Source organism: Pseudoalteromonas sp. PA2MD11, assembly GCF_017808125.1.
Classification (GTDB): Bacteria; Pseudomonadota; Gammaproteobacteria; order Enterobacterales; family Alteromonadaceae; genus Pseudoalteromonas; species Pseudoalteromonas simplex.
The window spans coordinates 1-22,478 of sequence record NZ_JADKNF010000027.1 but is presented as its reverse complement, the minus strand read 5'-3'; the positions used below and the strand labels follow the sequence as shown (position 1 = coordinate 22,478).

At 41.7% G+C, this 22,478-nt stretch carries 21 protein-coding genes; 14 read left to right on the top strand and 7 right to left on the bottom strand.

Annotated elements, in window-relative coordinates; genetic code table 11:
• The first annotated feature begins 38 nt into the window (after positions 1-38).
• From argS to ISP07_RS19905, 3 genes are all read left to right on the top strand, one after another.
• Positions 39-1,781, top strand: coding sequence for an arginine--tRNA ligase (gene argS / locus ISP07_RS19915; protein WP_209328672.1), 1,743 nt, complete (start codon positions 39-41; stop codon positions 1,779-1,781).
• 485 nt (positions 1,782-2,266) lie between these two features.
• A complete protein-coding gene (gene pdxH / locus ISP07_RS19910) occupies positions 2,267-2,905 on the top strand; it encodes a pyridoxamine 5'-phosphate oxidase (protein ID WP_055020972.1) in 639 nt (212 codons plus the stop codon).
• Positions 2,906-3,679: a TatD family hydrolase gene (locus ISP07_RS19905; RefSeq protein WP_138619825.1), complete on the top strand. Its 774-nt coding sequence runs from the start codon at positions 2,906-2,908 to the stop codon at positions 3,677-3,679.
• Here ISP07_RS19905 and ISP07_RS19900 read toward each other — a convergent pair.
• The gene (locus ISP07_RS19900; RefSeq protein WP_209328671.1) at positions 3,646-4,266 is read right to left on the bottom strand and encodes an AhpA/YtjB family protein; all 621 of its coding nucleotides are present in this window, start codon (positions 4,264-4,266) and stop codon (positions 3,646-3,648) included. The genes ISP07_RS19905 and ISP07_RS19900 overlap by 34 nt on opposite strands.
• Positions 4,267-4,391: 125 nt before the next feature.
• Here ISP07_RS19900 and serB point away from each other — a divergent pair, with 125 nt between their 5' ends.
• Positions 4,392-5,411, top strand: coding sequence for a phosphoserine phosphatase SerB (serB, locus tag ISP07_RS19895; protein ID WP_209328670.1), 1,020 nt, complete (start codon positions 4,392-4,394; stop codon positions 5,409-5,411).
• On the opposite strand, the gene ISP07_RS19890 is transcribed toward serB, so the two are convergent.
• Entirely contained in the window at positions 5,394-7,874 is a 2,481-nt protein-coding gene (locus ISP07_RS19890) for a PilZ domain-containing protein (RefSeq protein ID WP_209328669.1), read from the bottom strand. The genes serB and ISP07_RS19890 overlap by 18 nt on opposite strands.
• A 326-nt stretch (positions 7,875-8,200) precedes the next feature.
• Between ISP07_RS19890 and radA the strand changes: the two genes are divergently transcribed.
• Together radA and ISP07_RS19880 are read left to right on the top strand one after the other, a co-directional pair.
• Entirely contained in the window at positions 8,201-9,586 is a 1,386-nt protein-coding gene (gene radA / locus ISP07_RS19885) for a DNA repair protein RadA (RefSeq protein WP_209328668.1), read from the top strand.
• Positions 9,587-9,627: 41 nt separating this feature from the next.
• Positions 9,628-10,560: a hypothetical protein gene (locus tag ISP07_RS19880; protein ID WP_138619821.1), complete on the top strand. Its 933-nt coding sequence runs from the start codon at positions 9,628-9,630 to the stop codon at positions 10,558-10,560.
• Positions 10,561-10,581: 21 nt separating this feature from the next.
• On the opposite strand, the gene ISP07_RS19875 is transcribed toward ISP07_RS19880, so the two are convergent.
• Positions 10,582-10,920: a BON domain-containing protein gene (locus tag ISP07_RS19875; RefSeq protein WP_054551241.1), complete on the bottom strand. Its 339-nt coding sequence runs from the start codon at positions 10,918-10,920 to the stop codon at positions 10,582-10,584.
• 221 nt (positions 10,921-11,141) lie between these two features.
• Complete coding sequence (gene srmB, locus ISP07_RS19870) at positions 11,142-12,374, bottom strand: ATP-dependent RNA helicase SrmB (RefSeq protein ID WP_209328667.1); 1,233 nt, start codon at positions 12,372-12,374, stop codon at positions 11,142-11,144.
• A 76-nt stretch (positions 12,375-12,450) separates the two neighbouring features.
• Between srmB and ISP07_RS19865 the strand changes: the two genes are divergently transcribed.
• Positions 12,451-13,149 carry a tRNA1(Val) (adenine(37)-N6)-methyltransferase gene (locus ISP07_RS19865; RefSeq protein ID WP_209328666.1) on the top strand — a complete coding sequence of 233 codons (699 nt, stop codon included), beginning with the start codon at positions 12,451-12,453 and terminating at the stop codon, positions 13,147-13,149.
• Between the two features lie 3 nt (positions 13,150-13,152).
• Here the strand turns inward: ISP07_RS19865 and ISP07_RS19860 are convergent, their stop codons facing one another.
• Positions 13,153-13,836, bottom strand: coding sequence for a hypothetical protein (locus ISP07_RS19860; protein WP_209328665.1), 684 nt, complete (start codon positions 13,834-13,836; stop codon positions 13,153-13,155).
• Positions 13,837-13,894: 58 nt separating this feature from the next.
• Positions 13,895-14,329: a hypothetical protein gene (locus ISP07_RS19855; protein WP_199530125.1), complete on the bottom strand. Its 435-nt coding sequence runs from the start codon at positions 14,327-14,329 to the stop codon at positions 13,895-13,897.
• A 104-nt stretch (positions 14,330-14,433) separates the two neighbouring features.
• Here ISP07_RS19855 and ISP07_RS19850 point away from each other — a divergent pair, with 104 nt between their 5' ends.
• On the top strand, positions 14,434-14,862 hold the full coding sequence (locus ISP07_RS19850) for a DUF2147 domain-containing protein (RefSeq protein WP_209328664.1): 429 nt from the start codon (positions 14,434-14,436) through the stop codon (positions 14,860-14,862).
• A 43-nt stretch (positions 14,863-14,905) separates the two neighbouring features.
• Here ISP07_RS19850 and fldB read toward each other — a convergent pair whose 3' ends face one another.
• A complete protein-coding gene (fldB, locus tag ISP07_RS19845) occupies positions 14,906-15,427 on the bottom strand; it encodes a flavodoxin FldB (RefSeq protein WP_209328663.1) in 522 nt (173 codons plus the stop codon).
• Between the two features lie 128 nt (positions 15,428-15,555).
• On the opposite strand from fldB, the gene xerD reads away from it, so the two are divergent.
• From xerD to ISP07_RS19815, 6 genes are all read left to right on the top strand, one after another.
• Complete coding sequence (gene xerD, locus ISP07_RS19840; protein ID WP_408002930.1) at positions 15,556-16,443, top strand: site-specific tyrosine recombinase XerD; 888 nt, start codon at positions 15,556-15,558, stop codon at positions 16,441-16,443.
• Positions 16,444-16,502: 59 nt separating this feature from the next.
• Entirely contained in the window at positions 16,503-17,237 is a 735-nt protein-coding gene (gene dsbC / locus ISP07_RS19835; protein WP_054560813.1) for a bifunctional protein-disulfide isomerase/oxidoreductase DsbC, read from the top strand.
• 77 nt (positions 17,238-17,314) lie between these two features.
• Positions 17,315-19,036, top strand: a complete 1,722-nt coding sequence (gene recJ / locus ISP07_RS19830; RefSeq protein WP_209328662.1) for a single-stranded-DNA-specific exonuclease RecJ — start codon at positions 17,315-17,317, stop codon at positions 19,034-19,036.
• A gap of 143 nt (positions 19,037-19,179) precedes the next feature.
• Positions 19,180-20,278 (top strand): peptide chain release factor 2 gene (gene prfB / locus ISP07_RS19825; RefSeq protein WP_105181232.1). Its coding sequence is split into 2 segments (ribosomal slippage): positions 19,180-19,254 and positions 19,256-20,278, totalling 1,098 coding nucleotides; the frame shifts between segments, so codons are not numbered across the junction.
• Positions 20,279-20,304: 26 nt separating this feature from the next.
• Positions 20,305-21,840 carry a lysine--tRNA ligase gene (gene lysS, locus ISP07_RS19820; RefSeq protein WP_054551251.1) on the top strand — a complete coding sequence of 512 codons (1,536 nt, stop codon included), beginning with the start codon at positions 20,305-20,307 and terminating at the stop codon, positions 21,838-21,840.
• 251 nt (positions 21,841-22,091) lie between these two features.
• A complete protein-coding gene (locus tag ISP07_RS19815) occupies positions 22,092-22,289 on the top strand; it encodes a hypothetical protein (protein WP_054551252.1) in 198 nt (65 codons plus the stop codon).
• Positions 22,290-22,478: the final 189 nt, after the last annotated feature.

The following is a 22,478-nucleotide window of genomic DNA, read 5'->3' as shown; positions in this document are numbered from 1 at the left end:
AAGTGCCCGTACAGCGGGCCATAAAGGTAAAAATTACAATGAATATTCGTACTCTTTTAATCGACAAAGCAATTGCTGCTATGGTTGCAGCAGGGTTACCTGAAGACACTAATCCAGCGGTAACACAAAGCACACGTCCACAGTTTGGTGATTACCAAATCAATGGCGCAATGGGCGCGGCTAAAAAATTAAAATCAAACCCGCGTGAACTTGCGCAAAAAATTATTGATAACCTAGACCTTGCAGATATCGCAGAAAAAACAGAAATCGCGGGCCCTGGTTTTATCAACATTCACTTAAAGCCTGAGTTTTTATCAGCTAGCTTAAAAGCAGCAAACGAAGACGAAAAGCTAGCAGTTGAGCCACATGCAACAGCACAAAAAGTCGTTGTTGATTACTCATCACCTAACCTTGCTAAAGAAATGCACGTAGGTCATTTACGTTCAACCATCATTGGTGATGCGGTTGTTCGTGCCCTTGAGTTCCGTGGTGATGAAGTTGTTCGTCAAAACCACATGGGTGACTGGGGGACTCAGTTTGGTATGTTAATCGCGCACTTAGAAGATCAAATCAACCAAGGTGTAGACTTAGAGTCTGTAGCGCTGGCCGATCTTGAAACCTTCTACCGTGATGCGAAAAAACGCTTTGATGATGAAGAAGGGTTTGCCGACAAAGCCCGTAATTACGTTGTTAAATTACAAAGCGGCGACGCACACTGCGAAAAGCTGTGGAAGTTATTCATTGCCACTTCTGTAAAGCATTCTGAAGAAGTTTATAAGCGTCTAAACGTAACACTTACGCAATATGACATCATGGCAGAAAGTGCTTACAACAGTGAACTTGCAAACATCATCGCACTATTGAAAGACAAAAATATTGCCGTTGAGTCTGATGGCGCACAAGTCGTGTTCTTAGATGAGCTTGCTAACAAAGACGGCGAGCCTTCAGTGTTTATCGTACAGAAATCAGGTGGTGGTTTCTTATATGCGACAACTGACTTAGCTGCTTGTGATTACCGCTCAAATAAACTGGGTGCTGATCGCATCTTAATCTTTGTAGATGCACGTCAAAGCTTACACTTCAATCAAGTTGAGCTAACCGCACGTAAAGCAGGTTTATTACGTGATGAAACAAGTTATGAGTTCTGCCCATTCGGCACCATGATGGGTGAAGACGGTAAGCCATTCAAAACACGTACTGGCGGTACCGTTAAGCTTGCTGATTTACTTGAAGAGTCAATCACTCGTGCCGCAGCTAAACTAGCTGAGCGTGAGTCAGACTTAAGCGACGAAGAGCGTAGCGAAATTGCCCGTAAAGTAGGTATTGGCGCAGTAAAATTTGCGGATCTTTCTAAGCACCGTACTAGCGACTATATCTTCAACTGGGACACAATGCTGAGCTTTGAAGGTGCGACAGCGCCTTACTTACAATATGCATATACACGTGTTCGCAGTATCTTCCGTAAATCAGGTATTGATGCGGCGTCATTAACAGCAGACGTTGCAATCAACGAGCCGCAAGAAAAAGCGCTGGCACTTAAACTTCTTCAGCTAGAAGAAGTACTCGATCTAATGATCAGCGAAGCGACACCGCACGTATTATGTGGATACCTATACGAACTAGCAAGCCTATACATGACGTTCTACGAAGCATGCCCAGTTCTAAAAGAAGGCGTAGAGCCAAATGTTCGTGACAGCCGTTTAGTACTGTGTAATTTGGTTGCGAAGACACTGAAGTCAGGATTGGATCTTTTAGGTATCGAAGTCATGGAGCAAATGTAATCTGCTTCGTGTAGTTCGCTTTGACTGCGTTGTCGTGCTTTTTTAACCGAAGTCACATACAAAACACGTATGCTCCTTGGTATAAAAAAGCACTTCGCCTTGTCAGCACTCCTAAACTTGCAGAACGTTTAAGAACTCATAGGGATAAGTCGGTTTTCCGCCTTGTCTTAGGCTAAACTACTTAGGTGAATTCTGCTTCGTGTAGTTCGCTTTGAAAGCACTCCTACACTTGCAGATGATGTGCTTCGTAGGTTGGGTAGAGCGTAGCGAAACCGAGTATAAATCGCAGGCCCTAGACTCTAGGCGCTAGGGGAGTAGCTTGTAGAACCTAGAACCTAGCTTCGTAGGTTGGGTAGAGCGTAGCGAAACCCAACAAAATTGACAGCTCAATAACCTTGATTAATCTTTAGCTGATAGCTGATAGCTGATAGCTGATAGCTGATAGCTGATAGCTGATAGCTGATAGTAGCGATAGAGGGAATTTTATGAAACTTGAAGATATTCGCCGTGAATATTTACAGGATGGTTTATCTGAAGACATGCTTGATGCATCTCCAATCAAGCAGTTTGAGAAATGGCTTGAGCAAGCTGTTGCAACTAATTTGCCTGATCCTACGGCGATGGTCGTTGCAACGGTTGATGAACATGGTCAGCCTTCGCAGCGTATTGTGCTGTTAAAGCATCTTGATGAAAATGGCTTTGTGTTTTTTACTAATACCGGCTCGCGCAAAGCGCAGGAGCTAAAAGGTAATAACAAAATTTCTCTGCATTTCCCATGGCACCACATGGAGCGACAAGTCATAGTCTACGGCGAGGCTAAACCCTTACCAACAACTGCTGTGGCTAAGTACTTTTTATCGCGTCCTAAAGAAAGCCAGTTAGCTGCATGGGCTTCTCAGCAAAGTCGTCCTGTGTCATCACGTAAGGTATTAATGGAAACATTTGCGAAAATGAAGCAAAAGTTTTCAGAGGGTGAAATTCCATTGCCTGATTTTTGGGGAGGCTATTGTGTTGAGCCTACTAAAATTGAATTTTGGCAAGGCGGAGCACACCGCTTACATGACCGCTTTATGTATCAACGCCAAGCCGATGGTAGTTGGCAGTTTGGTCGCTTAAATCCGTAAATGCGTTTTATCGATTCCCACTGTCACCTTGATTTTAGCGAATTTGATGAGACTCGCACAGAGCTCATCACAGCATGCAAACAAGTAGGGATCGAGCACTTTATTGTGCCGGGTGTGAGCTTGGCGCAATCTACAAAACTATTATCGTTTACTAAATCAGAGCCAAGTATTTCAGTGGCTTTAGGTTTACATCCTTATTTTTTATCTGATCACCAAACTCATCATCTCGCTGAACTAGAGCAATTAGCGAAAACCCATTCAGGGCAGTTTATTGCCATCGGTGAGTGCGGCCTTGATCGCAGTATCGACAACCTTGATAAACAAACACAGCTTTTTGAAGGGCAGATAGAGCTTGCCAACCAACTCGCTTTACCATTGATTGTCCATCACAGACAAAGCCATGATTTAATTGCTCGCTCATTTAAGCGCTGCAAACCAAAGTTTGGCGGGGTAATTCATGCCTTTTCTGGCTCAGAACAACAAGCTCAGAGTTATATAAAACAAGGATTTAAACTTGGTGTTGGTGGTGTGATAAGTTACCCGCGTGCTGCTAAAACTCGTAAAGTTATCAGCTTAATTGAGCTGCAGCATTTAGTGCTTGAAACCGACTCGCCATCAATGCCGCTGGCAGGTTTTCAAGGGCAGGTTAATACGCCGCTAAAGGTGCGCGATGTATTTACTCATTTATGTGAGCTTAAAGGCGCGACAGGCGATGCAAAGCTGCAACTAGCTGCAGAACTCTACGATTCTTGCTCTGAACTTTTCTTGATATAACGATTTATTTGCCAAAGCTTCAAGCCTCGACCTAATTGCCAAGTGAATATACAGGTGATCACCAACATTAATAACACTTGTCGCCCTAAGTCATGGAAATTACTGTGGCTGGTTGCAATAGAAGCCTGTGTTAAATAGGTTATCGATACAAAACCAATAGGCCTTTCATTATCACTTATCACAGGCTCTACAAATGGGGTTTTAAGCTTACTTATACCGGGGGTTGAATCGGGTAATAAACCAAAGGTGTGGTGGCTTTGCCAATTATCACTGGTAGCAATTTGAATACCTTGCTGATCGTAAATCGTTGCCGCTAACACATACTCATCTTCAGCAATGTGATTACACAACGCATTTAATTCAGGTTTATTTTTTTCTTGTAGCGGCGTTTTGGCATTCAGTGCCATAAACTTGGTTAAGCTTATCGCTGTGCTATCAGCGCTATCATAAAGTAATTGGTGGCTTTGAAAGCTACTATTCATGGCAACCCAACTTAACAGCACAAAACAGGCTGTAGCCAAGCTTAAGCGCACAACACGTTGGCGATAAGTGGCTGAAAAGGGAATTTTAAGTTGGTTATTTTTCATAGTCACCGTATACGTTACTGACAGCATTTAATTTTGATGGTACAACATGATAACTTTAACAGCCCCTTGAGTGCGAGTGCCAAAAGCACTTCCAAGGACAGACATAAGTCTAATGTGGAGCCACTATGTCACAGCTTAGCTTAGCTGCTACACCTTCAGCAAATTTAGCTGAACAAATCAGCCTAAATTGCTGGTATAAAATTGAAAATAAACACCTTATTACAACAGACTTTACGCCAAAAGCAAATCAAGGCGTGTTCAGTATTGCTTTTGGAAATGAGCTTAATGCTGAGCAATTACTTGCGATTAGTGATTTTTTAGCGGCGCAAGGGTTTAGTAATTTATCGCTTTGTTGTTACCAGCCAGTCGCAGACATGCCAGTAGCGTGGGGCTTTCATAGCGAAACAACAACAGTACTTAGTCCACTAGTATTAGTGGAATTTGCAAAGCAATTGGGTATTCAATTGGTGCAATTAACGGATCCGCCAACGGTAAATAAACCAGGCTTATTGCTGATGGATATGGACTCAACAGCTATTACTATTGAATGTATCGACGAAATTGCGCGCCTAGCCGATGTTTATGACGAAGTTGCAGCGGTGACCGCGCAAGCTATGGCTGGTCAACTAGATTTTGCACAAAGCTTAAAGCAGCGTGTTGCTAAGCTTGAAGGTATCGATGGTGACTTAATTGATGGCTTAAAAGCGCGTTTACCGCTGATGCCGGGGGTGAGTGAATTATGCCAATACCTAAAAGCGCATAATTGGCATTTAGCAATTGCATCGGGTGGCTTTGTGCCTTTTGCAGAGCAAGTGCAGTCACTGCTTGATTTAGATGAAGTGCATGCGAATACCCTTGAGTTCAAAGATAATCGTTTAACAGGCAAGGTCATAGGCACGATAGTTGATGCTGAGGAAAAAGCCCGTGTACTTAAACGAATCGAACAAAGGCTTACCTTAAACAACCGCCAAACTGTTGCCATGGGTGATGGAGCAAACGACTTAAAAATGATGGCTGCTGCAGGGCTTGGTGTTGCTGTGCACGGTAAACAGAAAGTAGTTGAGCAAGCACAAACAGCAATTAATGAAGGCTCATTACTACAAGTTGTCTACTTGCTTGGCCTACCATTAGATTACTCGCTTTAACCATGTTGCTTTGCGTTTACTCATTTCATTGATCAACCTTTGGTCAATATCAAAATGGGTAAGCGCTTCGTCGGTAATATCAATTAAATCGCCTACGCCAGCTACTGCCCATAGCGCTTCTTCAAGATCTTTTGCTTTATGTAATGCGTACTGACTAATATATTTCAATTCATTCGCCAAATAATCAATATCAGGCCGCCCTGTGCGAGAAATGTACAGCCTGAAAATATATACTAAATCGCTTTTTAGTGCTTTTTTTACAAACAAGGTTTGTGGTTTATAGTCATCTTCACTAATACAACGACTAGTAATGGCATCGCTTATAACGGTTTTACGTGGGTCAAAGCGAACAAATAAAGTGAATGGTAACGGTGGGTCTTGGCGACTACGGTCTTTGATCAGCGGTGTGATCACTTCTGTAATTTGATCTGTCGATAAGAAACCATCGATGCTGGTTGTTTCGTTCAATAACGCAAAATTTTGTAGTAGTACATGAAGAGGGCTTGGATATAAGCCTTGGCCAATAGCGCCAGCTTTAAAGTGGGCAGCTTCTTTATGTAAATAAAACGGGAATTGGCATACGCTTTTAGTCACCATATTTCTTAGTGCAGTTGATAGCCCTGGAATTTTAGGGGATTCTTCACAAACACGTAGCTTGTCTTTGTTGTTATCAATTAATACCGTGAAAAACTTAATTGCCATATGCGGTAAGTCAGTAATTCGATGCACTTTTAAATTCACGGTCGTCAGTGACTTACTCACCGCCATGACTTCATAAGCAAGGTTTGTTAAATCATGCTTTTTGGTGATTTTTTGCAATTCAGGCAAGTTTAATTTAATGATATCGCCTTTTTTGAACTCAACAGGCTGGTCGAACTCAATTTGTAAGCCCATCACAGATAAATCACGGGTATGGCCTGTAACAGTCTGCTCATGGTGTTCTACACTTACAGCTGTTTTGTATAAATAGCGTTTATGAGCACGAAGGTTCACATACTCAAGCGCCACAGGCTCTAAATGAGGGGGCGTTTTATGCTTACTGTGACCAAACTGTTTAAGTTGGTTTACCGCATCTTTATTGTAATCAAGCTGTTGGTACGTTTGTTGTTCAAACTTAGTACCGATTGAGGTCAAAATAAGTAGATATTTAACATCTTTGATCAACCCTTGCACACGAGGTGTCGGTGGCTTATTTAGTTTTTCGATGTTTTTACCAGCACTGCTTGGTAGCGACAGTGGAATATACGAATCTTCAGGATGGCTTGGCATCAACTGAAGCTTAAAGCATTGCCAGCTATCTTTCTGGCTACCAAATCCTAAAAATAAATTTTTTAAGTTTGGTTGGCTATCAAGCTCAGATCGAGTTGCAGAATAATAATAAATTTTCCCGGCAACGGTATGAGTAAAAGTATATAAATACTCTTCTTTAACAGCTTCTGGAGAGCTTAGTAAGTCTCCCAATCGTTGTTGATTGATGATGCTGTACAGGCAAGATAGCTTACGCTCATCACAAAAATAGCGTTGAATAAAAATATTATTTTCTGTGGTTAGCGCAAGGCTAGGATATAGCTTATCACCCTGTAGGCTTAAAAAGGTATAAAGTGAGGTAACACGAGGAATATAGTATTGCTCGTAGCCTTTTGAAACAACAGCATCTAAGGTGTTGTCGAGATTAACCTTATAGCGACGTTTATTGCCATGGATAAAGCTTTCTAGAAACTCATCAAATTTTTCGTTATTTTCAATAAAGGTACGCTTTAGGCGTATATGGTTATATTCACGAGAAACTTTCTCTACCGCTACGATTTCATATTGAATACCGTTTTTTAAACCAAGCTCAAAATCTTGCTCTAAGCCAACTAAGCGAAGACCTATTAACTGACCTTTTTTAACTTGATAACGTGGAGCTAGTTTTATTTTAGCGCCGCTCAGAGAAATATCAGACGTTGATGCTGCAACTTTGTTGTTTTTATCGAGTTCAACGGTGATTTTAATTGAGTAATTCATCCGCTCTTCGCGGCGACTCTCGTATGATGCAAACTTAATAACCTTTGCTGGCTGCTCTGTAGCGGCACTATCGTCAGCTAAAGCTTGCTCAGCGGCTTTTTTCTGCATTACCCGGTGATTGTTTTCGGTGTTCATTACCGCTTCGTAAACAGCAAGAGTATAACCACCGTGGCGTTTTATAGCATCTTCGAACACTTCAATGGCGGTATCGTCCATAAAGTGTTGTTTGCCATCATATTCGTAGGGTTTGACTTGACCAGTTACTTGACCACGTAAATCAATAAAGCGAGCTACTGGCTGAGATAAGCGTGACATTTCCATTTTAATCAAAAACTGCTCTGGCTTCGTTAAGCTAGCTGTCTTTGATTTAAATAGTTTGTCAAACTTAGGAGTGCCTAAATGCGCCTTTAGCTCTTCAACTAGGCTCTCATATTTAAGCAAAATGTCTTCAGCCATTTATAAAACCATCACCGTCTATCTAAAAAAGTAGGTATACTTGCAGGCAGTACATTATTAAAACTTGAGTAATCGCTACTTTTTTATTGTATTAGTTATTGTTATAAGTACCTGCCAAATAAATGGCAAGATTTGTAAAGTTTTATTTATAAGCAAAAAATGTGCCTTAAAGCACTTTTTATTGCGCTTATAGCTGTGTAAAAAAGCCGAACAGATTTAAGTTCAAAGGCTTCAGCTCATAAAACTACTATACATGAAATATTTAGCTAGTCAGTTTTTTAAGTTACTAATTAGTCAAAATAGAATAATTCAATAGGTAAGGCCGAATGGCAAAATCAGCAAAAATCGAATTTGTTTGCACTGAGTGCGGCATGAACTATCAGCGCTGGCAAGGGCAGTGTAAGTGCGGTGCATGGAATACACTTGCAGAATTTAAACCATCGGCAGGGCAATCAAAGCAAGCGGCAAGTCGTGCTACAGTGGCAGGCTATGCCGGTATCGCAAGCGGTGGCTCAAAGAAAATCAACGAAGTTGCAACCACCGAGGCAGAAAAACGCCTCACGGAAATTGGTGAGTTAGACAGAGTATTAAGCGGTGGTGTAACGACAGGTTCCGTCAACATTATCTCAGGCGACCCTGGTGCCGGTAAAACGACTTTGTTGTCTGATTTAGTTGCACGTATGTCAAAGCTGATGCCGTCTTTATACTGTACAGCGGAAGAGTCTTTATCTCAGTTTAAAAACCGAGTGAATCGCTTGCGCTTAGATTATAACGAAGATGAGCTTTATTTGCTTTCTGAAACCAGTGTTGAAGCAATCATTGAAGAACTCGATAAAAACAAAATTAAATTTGCAGTTATCGATTCAATTCAGGCAGTGGTGACAGAAACGGCAAATGGTAGTCCAGGTTCACCGTCACAGGTAAAAAGTGCAGCTCAAGCATTAACGCAATACTGTAAGCAAAACGATGTAACTATGTTCATCATTGCCCATGTAAACAAAAATAACGAAATTGCTGGGCCGCAAACACTGGTACATATAGTTGATGCCTTACTGCATATTGATACTAACGATGGGCAAGTCAGAACATTGCGTGCCAATAAAAACCGTTTTGGTGATATCGACACAGTGGGTATTTTCAGAATGTGTGAACGCGGAATGCTGAGCGTTGATAACCCGAGCGAAATCTTTTTATCAGGTTCAAGCACAGAATCCCCAGGCTCAGCCATTACCTGTATACGTAAAGGTAACCGTAACTTACTACTCGAAATTCAATGTTTAACTACAGAAACCGAAGCTGAGTTTCCACAGCGGGTATGTGTTGGTTTGAACATGAACCGTATTAAGATGCTCACGGGAATTTTACGTAAACACACAAAGACAAAAATCTTTCACGACACCTTTTTTAATATTGTCGGTGGCTTAAAAATCGATGAGTCAGAGACTTGTATCGATTTAGCATTGGTTGCAGCGTTATTAAGCAGCTTGAACGAATTTGTTGTACCACGCACCACCTGTATTATGGGCGAACTTAGTTTAAATGGTGATGTAAGACCAATCGACAGCGGCGTACCTCGAGTGAAGGAGGCTGCGCAACACGGCTTTACAGAGATTTTTATTCCGCATCGAAATTACCATAAATCAATGGAAGGGCTTGGCGCTAAGATCACGCCAGTGAAAACCGTGCATGAACTATTGTCGTTAATCAACTAATGATACACTGCTAAAAATTTACACCAATTAAAGGAAATAAAATGAAAAAGTTAATTATAGCAGCCGTTGTTGCTGCGGCTGTTGGCGGTGCGTTTTACGCAAACTACGCAGCTACACAGGAAGTAAAAAAGGTCGTTGATCAGCAAATAAGTGCATTATCAGCGCAAAGTGGTGTAGATATTACTTACAATGATATTTCAGCAAATGTATTTGCTAGCAGCATGCAGCTTTCAGGTATTAAGGTACAAAGCTATACTGGTGATGAGATGATTGCCACAATCGACAATATTGAAGTGACAGGATATGAAGTCGATGCAGTGCCGCCTCACACTGGTTTTGTAATGAAGAGCTTTCGTTTTAGTGATGACTTTTTAGCGCAACTTCCTGAAAATGCGAATAATAAGTTAGCATCTGCAAGCTATGACGTAAATTCATCGCTAGATTATGATAAAGACACTGGTAGCAGTGATTTTGCTTTAAACGTTATTGCAAACCAAGTTGCTGATGTGCGTTTTAACTTAGGCCTTGCCAACTCAACGCCATTAATGGAAGCATCAATGGCAATAAGTAAAATGCAAAATGAAGCGCAAGGTGCAGAGCTGACTTTAGAGCAACAACTGCAACAGCAATCAAAAATGATGGCTGCAATGACTCAACTTGAGCCACGTAGCATTAATATGTCGATCGCCGACGAAGGTGAGCTTAAAGCAGTTGTTGATAGTTTCTTAGAAGCACAAGGTATGAGCCACGAGCAGTTCCAACAGACTGTTGCCATGCAGTTACAACAGGCGCCAGTAAGTGAAGAGCTAGCAGCTGCTATCACAAACTTCGTAAGTGGATTGTCTGAATTAACTGTGTCAGCAAGCTTACCTGAAGGAAAAACCATGATGGAGATAAACCAACAGATTATGGCGTTAATGGGGCAGCCAGAAGAATTAGCTAGCTACATTAATTTACAAGCAAGCGGTAAATAAACCTCTGTTAAATTATTAACCTTAAAGTGTCGGGTTGTTTAATGCGTTCACTTTAAGGTTATTTCTGATCTGGGTTACACCATGACTGTGCTCCAAAAATTTCTGCGCTAAAGCACGTTGAAATCCTGTTTCTGCAATTCCTTTTAATTCAACAGTATTGCCATCGATAATCACCTGAAGATGCTTAATCTTAAAATTCGGATTATTTGTTAACTTTTTCAGGGCCATTTGTTGTAGGCGAGGTTGTGCCGATGTGCTGGTTGTTAGCACGCTAGTATTGGCACTCACATTCGTTGCGCAAGCAAGTAAAAAAATACAGCTTAATAAAGTAATTACTATGGTTAATTTGAAGCGGCTCATACAATTCCCTCGTTGTTCTAGTCTGCTGTGAACTATTGCTGAACCAGTTACAATTATTATTCCATTTTTTAAGTTTTTGAATTTAATTGATTTTCTATTTTTGCCGGTCTGTATGGATAAGAAAGTGTGAACTAATTACACACTAAATAAGTAAAAAGGGTAGGGTACAAAAATGCCGAGGCAAACTCGGCATTTTTACTTTTATGATGTTAAAGTTAAAACTACTTTTTCTTCTTCGTTTTAGCTTTGGCTTTTTTCTTTGCCTTCATTTTTACTGGATCTTTTTTCTTCTTAGATGGGATCTTCGCTTCTTTGTGCTGTGGCTCAAGCCCTTTAATTACGCGGCGTTTAAGCTTTTGCTCAATGTAGCGCTCAACTTTACCAATAATTGCCACATCATGAGCTTCAATAAATGATATCGCAATGCCTTTTTTACCAGCACGGCCAGTACGTCCTATACGGTGTACATATACGTCTGCGGTGCGTGGCATATCAAAGTTGATAACATGGCTGATATCAGCAACATCAATACCACGAGCAGCAACATCTGTTGCAACTAGGATATTGTTGCGGCCAGAGTGAAAGTTTTCCATCGCTTTCATGCGCTTATCTTGTGGCATCTCACCGCGTAACCAAGCAACACGAAGACCTTCGTTATTTAGCTCGCCAACCAATGTCTCAAGGCGTTCACGAGTTTTAACAAACACAATTGCTTTATGAATGTCGTCACCATTTAACGTTTCAACCAACATTTTTAGCTTGTGGTCGTAGTCATCCGCAAGGTGCACCCATTGATGGATTTTGCCTTTTTCTTTACGTGAAGATTCGGCTTCAAGCAGTGCCGGATCGTTTAAGATTCGCTCTGCAAATAACTCAACGCTGTCACCTTCAAGGGTGGCTGAGAATAAGAAACATTGACGGCGGTTACGTGCTTCATCACAAATGCGTAGCATTTCTTTACGAAAACCCATGTCTAGCATGCGGTCAGCTTCATCAAGAATAAGCATTTCAACGTTTTCAGCATGGAAGTTCTCTGTTTCGAGGTACTCCATTAAACGCCCTGGTGTGGCAATGAGAATATCGTTATTGCTTTCGAAAATTTCTCTGTGTGTCCCGTAGTTTATACCACCTGTCACAACCCCAATTTTAAGATGAGTTTGTGCTGCGAGTAATTCACATTGCTCATGAATTTGGTAAGCAAGCTCACGGGTTGGTGTCATGATCAATACGCGTGCAAAGCCAGGATCGCGACGCGGGAAATCAAGCAAGTATTGAATTGCAGGGATCAAAAACGCGGCTGTTTTACCCGTACCAGTAGGGGCAGATGCCAAAATATCACGACCTTGAAGTGCTTCAGGGATCGCTTGTTGTTGAATACTGGTTGGCGTATCAAAACCCATTTTATTAATGGCATTTAACAGCTTGTTATCGATATCAAATTCAGAAAATTGCATAGAGTGACATAAATAGAGGACAATTGAGCCTAATTATACGCGTTAACGCGGCTGTGGTGAATGAAAAGGTGAAAAAATGTCAGGCTTTGTGTTTAAACAATTTACGGTAACGCAAACGCGCGCAGCGATGAAAGTATCGACCGATGGTATTTTGTTAGGGGCGTGGGCTGATGTGAGTGGTGCTAAGCGCATTTTAGACATTGGTACAGGCACAGGGTTGTTGGCGTTAATGGCAAAACAAAGAGCGCTTGATGCAAAAGTAAGTGCCATTGAAATTGATTCTGGTGCCTGCAGTGATGCCCGAGATAACTTTGCGGCTAGCCCATGGCCTGATATAAACCTTTTCGAAGGAGCTGTGCAGTCATTTAATGCAGCAGAGCCTTTTGATGCGATCATCACCAACCCACCTTATTTTAATGCGAGCCTAAAAGGTGATAATCATGCTCGAAATACTGCCCGCCATACTGATGGCCTTAGCTTCAGCGAATTAATAGCATCATGTTCTAGACTGAGTCACAGTAAAATACGCTTGAATGTGATCTTGCCTTGCTTAGAGGCAGAGCAATTCATTGCTGTTGCAGCGCAAGCTGGCTGGTACTTAAATCGCCATTGCTTGGTTCGCACCAGCGACAAAAAGCAAGCGAGCCGAAGCCTGATGCTATTCAGCCAAAACAACGGTGAATGCGAAACAACGTCGTTAACCATACATACAGCTGATGGCAGCTACAGCCAAGATTATAAGGAGCTATGTAAAGCTTTTTACCTAAAGATGTAATGGTTATTCAGCAATGCTCGCTTCAAGGCCATCTTCACTTAAGAGCAAGGTATATGACTGCCCATATGATGCGTCGCAGATTGAGACGGGTTCATAGACTCGCTTATCCTCATCGTTAATTCTTGATATTTTCAAGTCATCAGCGCAGTCATCAATGTGGTACCAGTAACTTAATTGATTCTGATATAAATTAACGAGTTGTTTTTCGACTTTTAAGCGAAGGTTTTCAGTTGCGAGAATACGAATCGCAAAAAAGTCATCTTTATCATCATTGGCTTTTTTGACGAGTGTTAAACGGAGCTTTTCAGCATTTTGCCAAGCAATAAAATGATAAGGTTGATCTTGAGCTACCTGATACATCTGTGTGGCTGAGTTACTTGTGTCGCTGTGATCGACTACATAAAATGAAATACGACTGCGTTCATTGTGAGCATGTATTACATCAACGGGGGGTGATTGCGATGCAAGCGTATCAACATAGTATTCAGAGTCTTTAACTTCTTGAGCATCACCAAATAAATCAGTGTTCGCCATGTAATAATCCACTTCTAAATCAGTGGTATTTACGAGCGTGTAATTGTTCTCATACATTTCGTCGCCAAAGTTATGAGTTTCTTCAACTTCTAATTCATCACACCCTGCGAGCAAAATGCTTGCGGCAGCTATTATTGGTAGCGCACTTTTCATTGTTATTCCTTTTACAAATGAAGGAGCTGTTTAGGCTAAATAAAAAGTCATTGTACCTTTATTGTTTGCTAAATTGTACCGGTGGTTGTAATTGCATGACTTCATCAAGCTGAATTTGCTGAACATATTCAAGCTTTAATAGGGTATCTAATACAGCTTTACTGTGCGACTTTTCTATTTCGGCGCTGCAAAAATCAATAATGCTAAAGCGACGCTTGATCAGCAGACCTTCGATGTCAGGTAAAGGATGTGTAGTTTCAATTAGTACGCGGGTTGTTGGACAAGGGTCAGCATAGCCTGAGCGCAATAATTTTTTTAAATTAAATAAGTTATCATCAAGCCGACCCAGCTCAATGGCGGCTTTGGCGCTGTCAGGAATAAATAATGGCTCAGCAAAGCGATTTATTTTTATTTCGCCCGTGGCGTTAATTGTAGCAACCTGATTACTGTCGTAACTAACAATATCACCGGTAATTAATGTGAATTGACTCATTGTGTTCCCTCGCAATGTTGTGTCGATTTCAGAGCTAAGCAAAATGGTGTGTTTGCTTAAGCCCTGATATAGTGCCAAAGTCTTAAGTTTTATACGAGTTTTTTATGTTCCGTTTATCAATTGTTTTATCTACCTTATTATTTTCTCAGTTGAGCTTTGCCGCATTGACGCCAGTGGGTCTTTGGAAAACCATTGACGAAGAAACGAATGAAGCGAAATCTTTAGTACGTATCAGTGAGCAAGATGGTGTATTGGTTGGTAGTGTTGAAAAAATCCTTAACCCAGCCAAGCAAGACGCAATCTGCGAAGAGTGTAAAGGTGATAAGAAAAATCAGCCAATTTTAGGGTTACAAATTATAGAAGGTGCTAAAGATGCCGGTGATGGTAGCTGGCAAGAGGGTGAAATTCTTGACCCAAACAATGGTAAAACCTATACCCTTAAACTGACCCCACAAAAACAAGGTAAGGTGCTTGAAGTACGCGGATATATTGCATTTTTCTATCGTAATCAATATTGGCAACGTGTTGAATAACCATTAAAAAAGCCAAGCGATGCTTGGCTTTTTTATTCATGACTTACAAGCTTTCGCTGTACTCAGTCATGACTTGTTCAACCCAGCTTGCGATACGCTCATCGCTAAGCTCGTATTGACTGTCTTCATCAAGGGCTAAGCCAACAAATTGTTTACCATCTTGAGTAAGTGCTTTTGAAGCCTCAAATTCATAACTTGCATCGTTAGGCCATTTGCCTAGTAAGGTAATGCTTTGATCACAAATTTCATCGTGTAACATGCCAAGTGCGTCTTGGAACCACTGACCATAACCTTGTTGATCGCCCATACCAAACAGAGCCACGGTTTTGCCGTTTAGGTTAACATCTTTAATGTCGTCCCAGATTGATTCCCAATCTTCTTGCAACTCACCAAAATCCCAAGTTGAAATGCCGAAGATCACGAAATCAAATTGCTCTGCATTTTTTAATGGCTCATCTTTGATATTGTGAAGGCTCACTATGTCGTGACCAATAATATCGCGAATTTTCTCTGCCGCTATTTCTGTGTAGCAGGTTGTAGAACCATAAAATAAACCAATCTGCATTGTATTTATCACTGTGTATTTGCCTGATATGATAGGCGTAAGTTTACCGTAAGGTATAATCAATTGATACCTTGATAAGGATGAGAGTACGCGTGGCTGATAATAATTCACAAGCCCAAAAAGGTGTAATAACAGCAAATAACGCCGAACATTTAGAGTTATTTTTAGATACGCTGTATCTTGAGCAAGGGGTTAGCGAAAATACACTCGCCGCTTATCGCAGTGACCTTGAAAAGTTTTGCCAATTTTTAAAAGATAAAGACCTACTAGCTGTTCGCTCTGATGATATTGAAGCATATTTAGCATACCGTGTTGATTTAGGGCTAAAGTCGCGCAGCACTGCACGTAGCATCAGTGCCCTTAAGCGTTTTTATCAGTATTTTGTGCGCGAAAAAGCCATTGCCGATTCGCCGATGGTCAATATTGCTCAGCCAAAAGCTGGGCAGTCATTACCAAAAACGCTGTCAGAAGCCGAAGTCGAAGCTTTGCTTGCAGCCCCAGACATAGAAGATCCTATGGGGCTTCGCGATAAAGCCATGCTTGAGCTGTTATATGCCACAGGGCTTCGTGTTACTGAGCTGGTGGGACTCAGAATGGAGCAAATTAATTTGCGCCAAGCGGTGGTCTTTGTAAAAGGTAAGGGTAATAAAGAGCGTTTAGTTCCCCTAGGCGAAGAAGCAATGTACTGGCTTGAGCAGTTTTTAAAAGTGGGTCGTTCGCAAATGATTAAACATGCCACTGACTTTGTGTTCCCATCTAAGCGCGGGATTGGCATGACACGACAAACTTTTTGGCATCGCATCAAACACTATGCTATTTTGGCATCAGTTGAATCGCCGTTATCACCGCATACGCTCAGACACGCGTTTGCAACGCATTTGCTTAATCATGGGGCGGACCTTAGAGTCGTGCAAATGATGTTAGGTCACAGTGACTTATCAACAACACAAATTTATACCCATGTAGCGAATGAAAGATTGAAGTCGGTACACGAGCAACATCATCCACGTGCTTAGTGCAAGATTTTTAGAGATGTACCGGTCTATATAAAAAATGATCAGGATATAGGATATTTATGAAAAAGTTAGTTTTAGCCACAGCACTACTAGGCACAAGCTTAAATGTGTTTGCCAATGGCGTATCAACAACAGATGCTGCTGATGCCCCTATTATTGCTAAGTTTGCTGAATTAGGCGTAACCGTTAAGCAAATCAACCCAAGCCCAGTGGCAGGCCTTAAAGAACTAATTACTGATAAAGGCGTGCTGTACGCAAGCCCTGACGGTCAATTTCTAATGCAAGGAACACTGATTGACCTTAATAACCGAGTTAATCTAACAGAGCATGCACTGAGCGATGTACGTAAAGAAGGCATTGCTGAGTACGAAGACTCAATGATCGTTTACAAAGCGAAAAACGAAAAGCATTCAATCACAGTCTTTACCGATATTACCTGTGGTTACTGCCGTAAGTTACACCGTGAACTTGATGATTTCTTAGATGCGGGTATCACCGTTAAATATCTAGCTTTCCCACGTGGGGGCTTACGTGGTAAAGGTTACCAAGATCTAATGAATGTATGGTGTGCTAAAGACCCTGCTGAAGCGTTAACAGAAGCAAAAGCGGGTGCAGAAGTCGCAGACGTGCCAGGTTGTAACGCGCCAATTGCTGAGCATTACCAACTAGGTCAAAGCTTTGGTATGTCGGGTACTCCAGCAATTATTTTAGAAGATGGCACCATGATCCCAGGTTATCAATCAGCTGCGCAAATTAGCCAAGCGCTTGATGCCTTACCAAAAACATCTTCATAACTGATTTTTTAAACGAAAAGGCCTATTTTTCGTAGGCCTTTTTTATTTGTATTAAGCAAAGAAGTACCATTTCCGACATGGAAAAAATAATTCAAGCTCGTCCTCATGTTGATGATTCGCATTTACCACACCATTTACACCCTGTAATTAAGCAAATATATGCGACTCGACAGGTGCAAAGTGCCACCGAACTCGATAATAGCGCTGCGACATTACATGACTTTAAGTTGTTTAAAGATATCGACAAAGCTGTGGTGCTATTGCAACAAGCCCTCGCGGCTCAAAGTCGCGTGTTAATCGTCGGTGACTTTGATGCCGATGGCGCAACCAGCACAGCAACCTTAATGCAAGGTCTTGCTATGTTTGGCTTAAAGAACCTTGATTACTTGGTACCTGACAGATTCAGCCTAGGTTATGGCTTAAGTCCTGCGCTTGCTGAGCAAATAGTGACTATGCAACCCGAGCTGGTGATCACTGTTGATAACGGTATTTCATGTATAGATGGCATTGCAATTGTTAAGCAAGCGGGTATTAAAGTGCTGGTAACTGACCACCATTTACAAGGTGAAGCCCTGCCAGATGCTGATGCCATCGTGAACCCGAATCGTCATGACTGTCAGTTTCCATCGAAATCAATAGCAGGCGTTGGGGTCGCTTTTTATCTGCTTATTGCTTTACGTAGCCACTTACGTGAACAAGGATATTTTCAGCACAACCCAATGCCAAATTTGGCTGAGTTACTTGATATTGTAGCCCTTGGTACCGTTGCCGATGTGGTCGCGCTTGATGCCAATAACCGAACCTTAGTCCATCAAGGTTTAGCACGTATTCGCAGTGGTAAAACACGCCCAGGTATCAGTGCCTTAATCGAAGTGGCAAATCGTAATGCTGCCCGTTTAAGTGCCAGTGACTTTGGCTTTTCATTAGCGCCACGCTTAAATGCTGCAGGGCGTCTTGATGATATGAGTTTAGGTATAGCCTGTTTGTTATCAAGCGATATAAACCAAGCACGCCGAATTGCCGGTGAGCTCGACAGCCTCAATCACGAGCGCCGTGAAATAGAGCAGGGCATGCAAACGGAGGCACAAGCTGTGCTTGACCGTTTAGCATTTAAAACTGAGTCAGTGCCTGATGCCATTTGTTTATATCAAGCTGATTGGCACCAAGGTGTGATTGGTATTTTGGCTGGTCGCTTAAAAGAAAAGTATCACCGCCCGACGATTATTTTTGCAGCGGGTGATAACGGCGAAATAAAAGGCTCTTGCCGCTCTATTGAAGGGCTGCATATGCGTGATTTGCTTGAGCGAGTAAATACACTCTACCCGCATTTGATCAGTAAATTTGGTGGCCATGCTATGGCAGCGGGGTTGAGTATCAATGAGCAGTGTTTTACTGAATTTAAAACCGTGTTTGAGCAAATGGTGACAGACACACTCACTGAAGAGCATAAGCAAAGTATTTTACTTACCGATGGTGAATTGCCTAATGAGTGCTTTTCGATGGAGTTTGCAAACCAGCTAAAAAATGCCGGCCCCTGGGGTCAGCAATTTCCGGAGCCAGTGTTTGAACATGTGTTTGAAGTAATACAGCAGCGCATTGTCGGTGAAAAACACTTAAAACTGGTTTTAAAACATCAGTCTGGACGATTAGTTGATGGCATTGCATTTGGGGTTGATGTGCGTGCATGGCCAGACACCGAAGTGCGTTATGTGAAAGCTGCTTATCAACTCGATATAAATGAATTCCGTGGTAAATTCTCGTTACAGTTGATTATTCGAGAGCTACAAAAAGCGACATAAAAATATCGTTATAATCGACATAAAAGGCTAATAAAACGCTCGGTTTTTTGTTAAAATCGGGCGTTTTTAATATTTGTAGATAATTTACCGTATTTATTGTCGATATCGGTGCGCGGTAAATCAGCCATTTTGGAGTAATGTACATGTTTGAAGTGAATCCTGTGATTAATCAAATCAAGGAAATTCGCGAACGTACTGAACTGCTTCGGGGGTACCTTTGACTACCCTCTTAAGAAAGAGCGGTTAGAAGAAGTTAACGCAGAACTTGAAGATTCAGCAGTGTGGAATGAGCCAGAGCGAGCTCAAGCACTTGGCCGTGAAAAGTCGGCACTCGAAGCTATTGTTGAGACCATTGATAATCTAGTGTCTGGTACCGAAGATGTTGAAGGTTTAGTCGAGCTTGCTGTTGAAGCTGAAGATGAAGAAACCTTCGCTGAAGCCGAAGCTGAATTAGGCGATTTAAACGCCCAGCTTGAAAAGCTAGAGTTCCGTCGTATGTTCTCAGGCGACCATGATCAAAACGATGCTTACCTTGATTTACAATCAGGTTCTGGCGGTACTGAAGCCCAAGACTGGTGTAACATGCTACTGCGTATGTATTTACGTTGGGGTGAAGCAAAAGGCTTTAAAGTTGAACTGGTTGAAGCAACTGATGGTGATGTGGCTGGTATCAAGGGCGCAACTGTACGCTTTGTTGGCGAATATGCATACGGTTGGTTACGTACAGAAACAGGTGTTCACCGTTTAGTGCGTAAGAGCCCGTTCGACTCAAGTGGTCGTCGCCATACCTCGTTTGCATCGGCATTCGTTTACCCAGAAATCGACGATAATATCGAAATTGATATTAATCCGGCAGACTTACGTATTGACGTTTACCGCGCATCAGGCGCAGGTGGTCAGCACGTAAATACAACAGAGTCAGCGGTTCGTATTACTCACATACCAACCAACACTGTTGTACAGTGCCAAAATGAGCGTTCACAGCACAAGAATAAAGACCAAGCAATGAAGCAGTTAAAAGCGAAATTGTTTGAACTTGAAATTCAAAAGCAAAATGCTGAGAAACAAAGCCAAGAAGATGCTAAATCTGATATTGGCTGGGGTAGTCAAATTCGTTCATACGTACTTGATGACTCGCGCATTAAAGACTTACGTACTGGCGTTGAAAACCGTAATACACAAGCGGTTCTTGACGGCGACTTAGATAAATTTATTGAAGCCAGCCTTAAATCTGGCCTATAACCACCAAGCTAAAAAAGAGCTAAAAAATGACTGATCAAATCCAAGACGAAAATAAGTTAATCGCTGAGCGTCGTGGCAAATTAGACGCAATCCGCGAAAATTGCCCAGCCAACGGTCATCCAAACCAATTCCGTCGTGAACATTACACGGCTGATTTGCAAGCTGAGTTTGGTGATAAATCGAAAGAAGAATTAGTTGCTGAGCAACATGTTGTATCAGTTGCAGGTCGTATTCTTGCAAAACGTGGTCCTTTCCTTGCGTTACAAGACATGAAAGGCCAAATTCAAGCGTACGCATCAAAAGACGTACAAAAAGAATTAAAAGCAAAATACGGTCAACTTGATATCGGTGACATCATCGGTGTTAAAGGCGCACTAAATAAATCAGGTAAAGGTGACCTTTACGTAGAAATGACAGAGTACGAGTTACTGACAAAGTCATTACGTCCGTTACCAGAAAAATTCCATGGTTTATCTGACCAAGAAACTAAATACCGTCAACGTTATGTTGATTTAATTACGAATGATGCGACACGTGAAACTTTCCGTATTCGCTCAAAAGTTGTTGAAGGTATCCGTCGTTTCTTAGCTGATCGTGACTTCATGGAAGTTGAAACACCGATGCTACAAGTGATCCCAGGTGGTGCGTCTGCACGTCCATTCGTAACACACCACAATGCACTTGATATCGACATGTACTTACGTATTGCCCCTGAACTTTACTTAAAACGTTTAGTTGTAGGTGGCTTTGAGCGTGTATTCGAAATCAATCGTAACTTCCGTAACGAAGGTTTATCAACGCGTCATAACCCAGAATTCACGATGATCGAATTCTACCAAGCATATGCGGATTACATTGACCTGATGAACATTACTGAAGACATGTTACGTACTGTTGCGACAGACGTACTTGGTTCACCAATTGTGGTAAACACAACGAAAGATGAAAATGGTGAAGTGGTTGATTCAGTAGAGTACGACTTTGGACAACCTTTTGCGCGTTTAACAATGAGCGAGGCTATCCTTAAGTACAACCCAGACTTTGATGCTGCGGTATTTAATGATCCTGAAAACCATTTTGAAGAACTTAAAGCGTACGCAAAGCAAGTACACGTTAAGATCCCAGAAAACTGCGTATGGGGCCCTGGTAAGTTCTTGTGTGAAATTTTCGAAGAGACTGCTGAGCACAAGTTAATTCAACCAACTTTCATTACCGCTTACCCGTGGGAAGTGTCTCCACTTGCGCGCCGTAACGATGAAAACCCATTTGTGACTGACCGTTTCGAATTCTTCGTAGGTGGCCGTGAATTAGCAAATGGTTTCTCTGAGCTTAACGATGCACAAGATCAAGCTGAGCGTTTTGCTCGTCAAGTTGAAGAGAAAGACGCAGGTGATGATGAAGCAATGCACTACGATGAAGATTACATTCGTGCGTTAGAGTACGGCTTACCACCAACAGCGGGTGAGGGTATTGGTATCGATCGTCTAGTGATGTTATTTACTGACTCACCAACAATTAAAGATGTGATCCTATTCCCACACATGCGTCCTCAAGCTGACTAATCAGCTAAATGTTCTGAAAACGCCGCTTTTTAGCGGCGTTTTTGTTATCAGAATTTTCTGATTTTTATTGCTCTCAATTTTTATATTTAATTGTAATTAGCTGATCTAAAAGAAAATGCTGAATTATTCTTCAAACGAAGTTACTAAGTTGTAAAGTTTTTCTACTAATTCTAAGTCCGATAGTATTATTTTTAGACAAGATATGACATCATTACGCCATTCTCTTCAACGTTTAAACGGACTTAATAATAATGACAAAAAAGCCTTCGCAGTCTTCAGTAGAGACAACGCCAAGCGAGCATCAACGTGAAGCTTTTTATCGTGCCTGCATCGCCGAATTCCAACAATTGGGTTATCAAGACCAATACCTAGCCGAATTAACAGATGAACTAATCCCACTGACGGGTCTTGAGCCGTTGAGTGATAAAGAAAAAACGACTAAAGGGTAAACAAAAACGAGTTGTTTTTGTGCGTTGTGGATAATCTATAACCATCTGTACGATTTTCCTTGAAAAGTGTTTGACATATTTCCTGAAATCTTTATTATACGCCCCACAAGACGGAGAGGTGGCCGAGTGGCCGAAGGCGCTCCCCTGCTAAGGGAGTATAGGGTTTGTAGCTCTATCGAGGGTTCGAAT